The sequence below is a fragment of the Sphingomonas sp. genome, from assembly GCF_019242355.1.
Taxonomy (GTDB): Bacteria; Pseudomonadota; Alphaproteobacteria; order Sphingomonadales; family Sphingomonadaceae; genus Sphingomicrobium.
The window spans coordinates 1-2,455 of record NZ_JAFAVR010000131.1 but is presented as its reverse complement, the minus strand read 5'-3'; the positions used below and the strand labels follow the sequence as shown (position 1 = coordinate 2,455).

Sequence of the window (2,455 nt, the reverse complement as noted above, 5' to 3'; positions counted from 1 at the left end):
ACCAGCAGAAGGTGCTGCTCTCGCGCCTCCTTGAGACCAAGCCGCGCGTGCTCCTGCTCGACGAGCCGACGCGTGGCGTCGATATCGGCGCGAAGTCGGAGATCTACCGGCTGATCAACGATCTCGCGCGCAGCGGCGTCGGGATCGTCGTGATCTCGAGCGAGCTGCCGGAGATTATTGGCGTCTGCGACCGCGCGCTGGTGATGCGCGACGGCAGGATCGCGGGCGAGATGGAGGGCAAGGAGATGACGCAGGAAGGGATCATCGCCATCGCGACGGGTGCGGCGGCCCAGGATGCAGCCGGACAGGTGGCAGCATGAGCGACCCCGCAGGGACGGCCGGGATCGACGCGGACCGTCGCGTCGCGACCCAGGGTGGCGCCGCTCCCGCCCGCTCCCGCCGCCAGCAGCTCCGCGCCACTTTCCAGGCAATCGGCATGCTGCCGGTGCTGGTGCTGCTCTGCGTCGGCTTCGACCTGCTGAACGGGCGGTTCGCCAGCCTCGGCAACGCCTCGATCGTGCTGCAGCAGGCCTCGATCAACGTCGTGCTCGCGGCCGGCATGACCTTCGTGATCCTGACGGGCGGCATCGACCTCTCGGTCGGCTCGATTCTCGCGGCTGCGGCGATGGTGGCGGTGATCGCGTCCAAGCTGTCCGGCGCGCTGGGGCTGCTCGGCATCCTCGCCGGGCTGGGGATGGGTCTGGCGTTCGGGGTGGCCAACGGCCTGCTGGTTGCGGTCGTCGGCCTGCCGTCCTTCATCGTGACGCTCGGCGGCCTGACCGCGATCCGCGGCTTCGCGCGCCTGCTCGGTGGCGACTCGACCGTGTTCAACTCGGACCTGCCGTTCGCCTTCATCGGCAACGGCGTCGTCGCTGGCGTGCCGTGGCTGGTGATCATCGCGCTCGCCGTGATCATCATCTCCTGGTTCATCCTGCGCCGTACGGTGCTTGGGATGCGCATCTACGCGGTGGGCGGCAACCCGGATGCGGCGCGGTTATCCGGCATCCGGGTCTGGTGGGTGCTCCTGTTCGTCTATTCCGCCTCCGGCTTGCTCGCGGGCCTGGGCGGCGTGATGTCGGCGGCCCGGCTCTACGCCGCGAACGGCTTGCAGCTCGGCCAAAGCTATGAGCTGGACGCTATCGCCGCCGTGATCCTGGGCGGCACCAGCTTCGTCGGCGGCATCGGCGGCATCTGGGGCACGCTGGTCGGCGCGCTCATCATCGCCGTGCTGACGAACGGGCTGACGCTGGTCGGCGTCTCCGACATTTGGCAATTCATCATCAAGGGCTTGGTCATCATCGGAGCCGTGGCGCTCGACCGCTTCCGCCTCAAGAGCGGCGCACGGACCTGATGGAACCGGGGACACGCACCAAGGGAGAGAACATGATGCTGAGACATTCGCTGCTCGCCGCGGCCGCCGTCGCGGTCGCGTTGCCCGCGCTGGCGGAGCAGAAGCCGCTGCAGATCGGGATGACGGTCGGCTCGCTCGGCAATCCCTACTTCGTCGCGGCGGTGAAGGGCGCCCAGACCGAGGCAGCGAAGATCAACCCGGCGTCGAAGGTCACGGCGGTGTCCTCCGACTACGACCTCAATAAGCAGGCCACGCAGATGGACAATTTCGCCTCTGCGGGCGACGACCTGATCCTGCTGAACGCCGTCGATCCCAGAGCGATCGCCCCCGCGGTCAAGCGCGCCCAGGCGCAGCACATCGTCGTCGCCGCCTTCGACGTGGCTGCCCAGGGCGCGGACGTGACCGTGCAGACGGACAACGTCAAGGCGGGCGAGATCGCCTGCCAGTATCTCGCCGAGCAGATCGGCGGCAAGGGCGACGTCGTGATCGTCAACGGCCCCCAGGTCTCCGCGGTCACTGACCGGGTAAAGGGCTGCGAGGCCACATTAAAGAAGAATCCGGGCATCAAGGTCCTGTCCGATAACCTGGACGCAAAGGGATCGCGCGACGGCGGCTTGCAGGTCATGCAGGGGCTGCTGACGCGCTTCCCGCACATCGACGGCGTGTTCGCGATTAACGACCCGACCGCGATCGGATGCGACCTCGCCGCGAAGCAGCTTCACCGCACCGAGTTGAAGATCGCTTCCGTAGACGGCTCTCCGGACATCGAGGCGTCGCTGAAGCAGCCCGGCAGCCTGATCATCTCGTCGTCCTCGCAGGACCCCTTCACGATGGCGGAGAAGGCGGTCGATCTCGGCAACGAGGTCGTGGACGGGAAGAAGCCCGCTCAGACGATGGTGCTGCTCGCGCCGCAGCTCATCACGCGGGAGAACGTGAAGGACTACAAGGGCTGGACGTCGCACTGACGCATCAGCCCAGAGAGGTACATTGAGGGATGGTAGGCGGTGACGGATTCGAACCGCCGGCCCTCTCCGTGTAAAGGAGACGCTCTACCGCTGAGCTAACCGCCTCAAAGGACGGGGCCGGCCCGCAAGGACCGGCCCC

At 67.3% G+C, this 2,455-nt stretch carries 2 protein-coding genes, 1 tRNA gene and 1 pseudogene; 3 read left to right on the top strand and 1 reads right to left on the bottom strand.

Annotated elements, in window-relative coordinates; genetic code table 11:
- The 3 genes and pseudogenes from JOZ79_RS06245 to JOZ79_RS06235 form a co-directional block, all read left to right on the top strand.
- Positions 1–320, top strand: a pseudogene (locus JOZ79_RS06245) (D-xylose ABC transporter ATP-binding protein); the annotation flags it as partial.
- Entirely contained in the window at positions 317–1,351 is a 1,035-nt protein-coding gene (locus tag JOZ79_RS06240) for a ribose ABC transporter permease (RefSeq protein ID WP_294072085.1), read from the top strand. The pseudogene JOZ79_RS06245 and the gene JOZ79_RS06240, both read left to right, overlap by 4 nt.
- A 32-nt stretch (positions 1,352–1,383) precedes the next feature.
- Positions 1,384–2,316 carry an ABC transporter substrate-binding protein gene (locus JOZ79_RS06235; protein WP_294072082.1) on the top strand — a complete coding sequence of 311 codons (933 nt, stop codon included), beginning with the start codon at positions 1,384–1,386 and terminating at the stop codon, positions 2,314–2,316.
- A gap of 30 nt (positions 2,317–2,346) precedes the next feature.
- Here JOZ79_RS06235 and JOZ79_RS06230 read toward each other — a convergent pair.
- A tRNA-Val gene (locus tag JOZ79_RS06230) sits at positions 2,347–2,421 on the bottom strand.
- Between the last annotated feature and the right edge of the window lie 34 nt (positions 2,422–2,455).